The organism is Borreliella yangtzensis (genome assembly GCF_014201775.1).
GTDB lineage: Bacteria > Spirochaetota > Spirochaetia > Borreliales > Borreliaceae > Borreliella > Borreliella yangtzensis.
The window spans coordinates 1-4,434 of record NZ_JACHFG010000022.1 but is presented as its reverse complement, the minus strand read 5'-3'; the positions used below and the strand labels follow the sequence as shown (position 1 = coordinate 4,434).

Here is a 4,434-nt window from a genome sequence, read left to right as displayed (position 1 = left end):
ATATTATCAATTTCATGAGTTGAAGAGTATTTCATAAGCTCTTTAATTTGAAAGGAATTGTAACCATTGGCTTTTAAATTTGAAATAAATAAATTCCTACATAAATGAAGAGATTTATTTGCTTTAAATCCAGATTTTTTAAGAAGATTTTTGAATTTATTAGAAATATGAGTAATGTCAATTTGATTGTCTTTAAATTTATTTTTGGTTTTTTGGAAAAGATAAGTACGCCTAGTATCAATATTTTTATTTTCAAAATGATTTTTGTGCGCTGTTTGAATAGCGTCAAACTCTTTAGAGTTAATGACAATTTCTCTAATACAAGCGACACTTCTTTTTTTTGCTACATGTACTTTAATGTTATATAAAATTTCACCAGTTTTACTTGATATTTGGGTAATATCTTGCATTTTAACTTTCCTAATTTCAGTGCCCCTACACCCGGTTATTAAAAGCAAATATACAAACCAACCAGATATTGGATCAATTTGTTTTAGCCTTTTAATACATTTTATAATTAGTTTGCTAGTTTTTGGAGTTAGGTAAAATTTAGGACTAGGTTTTAGAGTTTCTTTTTTTGTTTTAGATGAATTTTTCAGAGTATTTTTAAGAATTTTATTTTCATCAATAACTTTTTGATAATCTTTTAGAAGTTTGAGGATAAAGTCCATATCATTATTATTTAAATTAGGAAAATTGTTAATGCGCATAAAGCAAGCTCCTTAAAGTGTTACTTTTTAAATTAAGTAAAAGTAATAAAAATAGATAAAAATTACAATTTACATTTTACCAAAAACTTAAAATTTTAGTCAAATTTTGGAGGCTCTCATTGCATGCGAAATTTAGAGTGTAGAGTGGTTGTAGCAAGCAGAAGTGGCTATTTCTAAGGGTAGTACCCAAGAAAGATATAATACTTTGGGTGCTATTTATCAAATACTCTGAAATTTAATTTATATGTGTTTTGTAATATGCTGTAGTGAGTTGACCATTTGCAATGGAGAGATTTTCGGGAGTTGATTAAAATTACATTTTAGTTTTGTTAAAATGTAACAACGCAATGTAACAAAATCAATTATTTAAAACTGTAAAAAATTGTAATTATTAGGGGTTGCATTATCATTGAGACTTATGGAGTAACTTATGAAGAAGAAAATATTTATTATTTGTGTCATTTTTGTACTGATAATTTCTTGCAAGAATTATGCAGATTTAAAACAAGGTGTAGAAGATTCAGTTAAAAATACGGAACAACAAATTAAGGGATTTTTAGAGACAAAAAAAGAAGAGTTAACTGAAGGGCTTAAAAACTTAGAATCAGAAGTTTCTTTAAAAGTTAAAGGATTAATGCAAGCTGATGCACCACAAGAGCAACTACAAAAACAAGAAGAAAAGAAAGAACAAGAAAATAGAAAAAAAGCGTTAGAAGATGCTAAAGAGAAAGTAGAAGGGTTTAAAAAAGAATTAGAAGAGCTTGAAAAGAGAATAGAAGAGAAAAATAAAAATTCTGATGAAGATACTTATGACCCAGCTGATGATCCAATGAGAATTGGAAATGAAGCTTGTAAGTGTGCCCTTGAGCTAGGTTTTAATCTTGATGATTTATTATCCAAGATGTATGTTGTTTATAATGGCGAGAGGTATTTTGTTTATAAGGGCATTGAAACAGACAAGGGAATTGTAACCAATTTATTTCAAAAGATTGAGGAAGAACTTAAGAATAATAATTAAAAATAAAAGTTAAATATATAGGAGTAACTTATGGATAAAAAAATAATAATATTTATTGTTAGCGCTGTTTTTGCATCGATAATCTCTTGCAAGAATGTTGCAGATTTAAAGCAAGGTGTAGAAGATTCAGTTAAAAATACAGAACAACAAGTTAAGGGATTTTTAGAGACAAAAAAAGAAGAGTTAACTGAAGGGCTTAAAAACTTAGGATCAGAAATTTCTTTAAAAGTTAAAGGATTAATGCAAGCTGATGAGCCACAAGGGCAAGTTCAAGAACAAGTAGGTCAAGATGTTAATAATAAAAATCAAGAAGTAGAAGAGATTGAAAAAGAAATAAAAGAATTAAAGGATAAAATAGAAAAATCGAATGAAAAACAGTTTCTTAAAGCATATCTTAAGTTCGAAGAAGAAGTAAAAAAAATAAAAAATAAACTAACATATAAGGAAAAATTTAAAAAGGAATTAAAGGATCTTGAAGAGAGCTTTAAAAAGAAAAAAGATGATAGAAAAAATGTTTTAGAAGAGGTTAAAAGAAAACTTGAAGAGTATAAAAGAAAAGTTGAGCCTTCAACTGGAAAAGATACTAAGAAAGTTAAAGAACAAGGTAAAATTGGTTTAGAAGCTTTTAAATATGCTAAAGAATTTGGTGTAAATGGGCGTTATTATGTTGATGATGATACTGATAGTGATGATTTTGCAAAAAAGGTTATAGATGATGCACTTAAAAATATTGATGAAGCGCTTCAAAATACTATAGAAGACATAAAAGAATAAAAAATGATTTTTTGAAAACATAAATTATGATAAGAAAACAAGGCTATTTATTAGTCATGTTTTCTTATTAATATTGGAGAATCATGATAAATGAAAAGAGTTTATATTATTTTATATTTTTTATTTGCTTTATTTTCTTTAAATGCTAATGAATTTTTAAGAGGTATCTATAATGACAAGGATGATGATATTAATTTTGAAGATTTTAAAATGCAGGAAAATAGTTTGTATTTAAAAGTAAGTGATAAAAAAGATGAAAATAAAAAAGGATATTTTTTTATATCAGCTGATAAAGATGTTTTTAATTTTCTGTATATATTTGGAACTGCTTTTAGTAAAGCCTTTAGCAGTCCTGATGAAACTAAAACAAAAGACAAAAAGATAGCAGAAAAAGGATTAATAGAGGATATCAATGGTTTTGGATTTGGTTATACCTCTGAAAAAGGATCAAGAATTGTTCTTTTCTTTAAAAAAGAAATATTGAAGAATGCTAACAACATAAAAAATATGTTTATTAACTATTCTTTTGATAAAGAAGAACCCATTATAAGTTCAATTGGCAAGCAATGGATTGTAGAAGACAATAGCTTTCTAGTTTTGAAAGACAATGAAATGTCCAACTTTCTTAAAAAAGCACTATCAAGCAGAGTTTTAAAAGTAAAAGTGTATGATAATCAAAAAATAAATGAGTCTTTTAATATTAGACTTAGAAACTTTCAAGATTTATATGATATGTATGAACATAATTTTAATTAAGAAATGGTTTTGTAATCATAAATTACCAAAGACAAGACCAACAAATAGTCTTGTCTTTTATTTGTATTAAAACTTCTTTATTAATATTCTTATAAAATCAATAAAAACAATAATTTCCAGTATTGCTAATACGGGTATAATAATTAATAATCCAAAACCTAAGGTAAATAAATAAAATAAAGGAGACAAAAGAGTTATGCATAAAAATGCAATACCAGTTCCCGTTTTCCCTACATAAAACCTATGAGCCCCTAGTAAACCAAAAAATATGCAGTATAATGATGCTGCTAATCTGTTATAAGATTTTTTAACTTGTTTGTTTTTAACCCCACAAGCAATACAAATTTCAGCTTCTTTTTTAATAGGTTTGCCACAAGCGTGGCAATATATTTCGTCAAAAGCTTTTGACATAGTTTTACACTCCTTTTAAAAATAGAACATACGCAATTAAAAATATTTAATATAAGTAAGTTATATTTTTAGTACTTAAAGTTAATGAACATTGTAAATATATATCAGTGATTAACATGTATAAAGAAATTAACAGTTTATGTTAATAAATTATTAAATTGCTTTACTATTTAGAGTAACAATTTTTTAATTTTGTTGCTTTTGGGTAGTATCTTTGAAAAGAATTAAAAGATCTTTTGATGATTATGTTGCATATTTTATAGAAGGAACTTTAAATGATGGAGAAATAGCAGCTAGACTAGGAGTTTCTAAAGTAAATGTGTGGAGAATGAGACAAAAATGGGAAAGTAGAGAAACTTTTGTTAATGAGAATTCTAGAGTAACAATTAGTGAAGATACTTTTGAACACCTTGTAGCACAAACTTTTAGATCAGAAGTTAAGGCTAAAAAAGTTAAGGGGGAATTAGATTTAGAGCGTTCCAATTTAGAATTGGGATTTATACGTGCATTTAAACAATATTCTAGCATTGAACTTGCTAGTATGCTTTCAAAAATAGAAGATTTAAGATTTAAAATTGACTTTTTAAATAAACAGTCCAGCAATGAAAATGAAAAATGTGTTAGTGAAGAAATTAAAGCGTTAAAAAGTGAACTTAATGATTTAATAAAAGAGTGTTCAATAAGGGAAATGGAGCTTTACTATGAATGTATGAAAAAACTTGCATCTGCTCATGAAGTTGAGAGTAAAAGCAATTACAAAAGTAG

6 protein-coding genes are annotated in these 4,434 nt (G+C 26.4%); 4 read left to right on the top strand and 2 right to left on the bottom strand.

All coding sequences use genetic code 11. The annotated features are described in order from the left end of the window. A partial coding sequence (locus tag HNP68_RS06015; RefSeq protein WP_183221445.1) for a site-specific integrase occupies positions 1–710 on the bottom strand: 710 nt, incomplete at its 3' end. 430 nt (positions 711–1,140) lie between these two features. Between HNP68_RS06015 and HNP68_RS06010 the strand changes: the two genes are divergently transcribed. The 3 genes from HNP68_RS06010 to HNP68_RS06000 all read left to right on the top strand — a co-directional run bounded on the left by HNP68_RS06010 (position 1,141) and on the right by HNP68_RS06000 (position 3,258). Then, positions 1,141–1,728, top strand: a complete 588-nt coding sequence (locus HNP68_RS06010) for a hypothetical protein (RefSeq protein ID WP_183221443.1) — start codon at positions 1,141–1,143, stop codon at positions 1,726–1,728. Between the two features lie 30 nt (positions 1,729–1,758). Beyond that, positions 1,759–2,502 (top strand): hypothetical protein, encoded by a 744-nt coding sequence (locus HNP68_RS06005; RefSeq protein WP_183221441.1) that lies wholly within the window; start codon positions 1,759–1,761, stop codon positions 2,500–2,502. A gap of 90 nt (positions 2,503–2,592) precedes the next feature. Beyond that, positions 2,593–3,258: a hypothetical protein gene (locus tag HNP68_RS06000; protein WP_183221439.1), complete on the top strand. Its 666-nt coding sequence runs from the start codon at positions 2,593–2,595 to the stop codon at positions 3,256–3,258. Between the two features lie 66 nt (positions 3,259–3,324). Here HNP68_RS06000 and HNP68_RS05995 read toward each other — a convergent pair whose 3' ends face one another. Continuing rightward, entirely contained in the window at positions 3,325–3,669 is a 345-nt protein-coding gene (locus HNP68_RS05995) for a TM2 domain-containing protein (protein WP_183221437.1), read from the bottom strand. A gap of 214 nt (positions 3,670–3,883) precedes the next feature. Here HNP68_RS05995 and HNP68_RS05990 point away from each other — a divergent pair. Then, a partial coding sequence (locus HNP68_RS05990) for a DUF603 domain-containing protein (RefSeq protein ID WP_183221435.1) occupies positions 3,884–4,434 on the top strand: 551 nt, incomplete at its 3' end.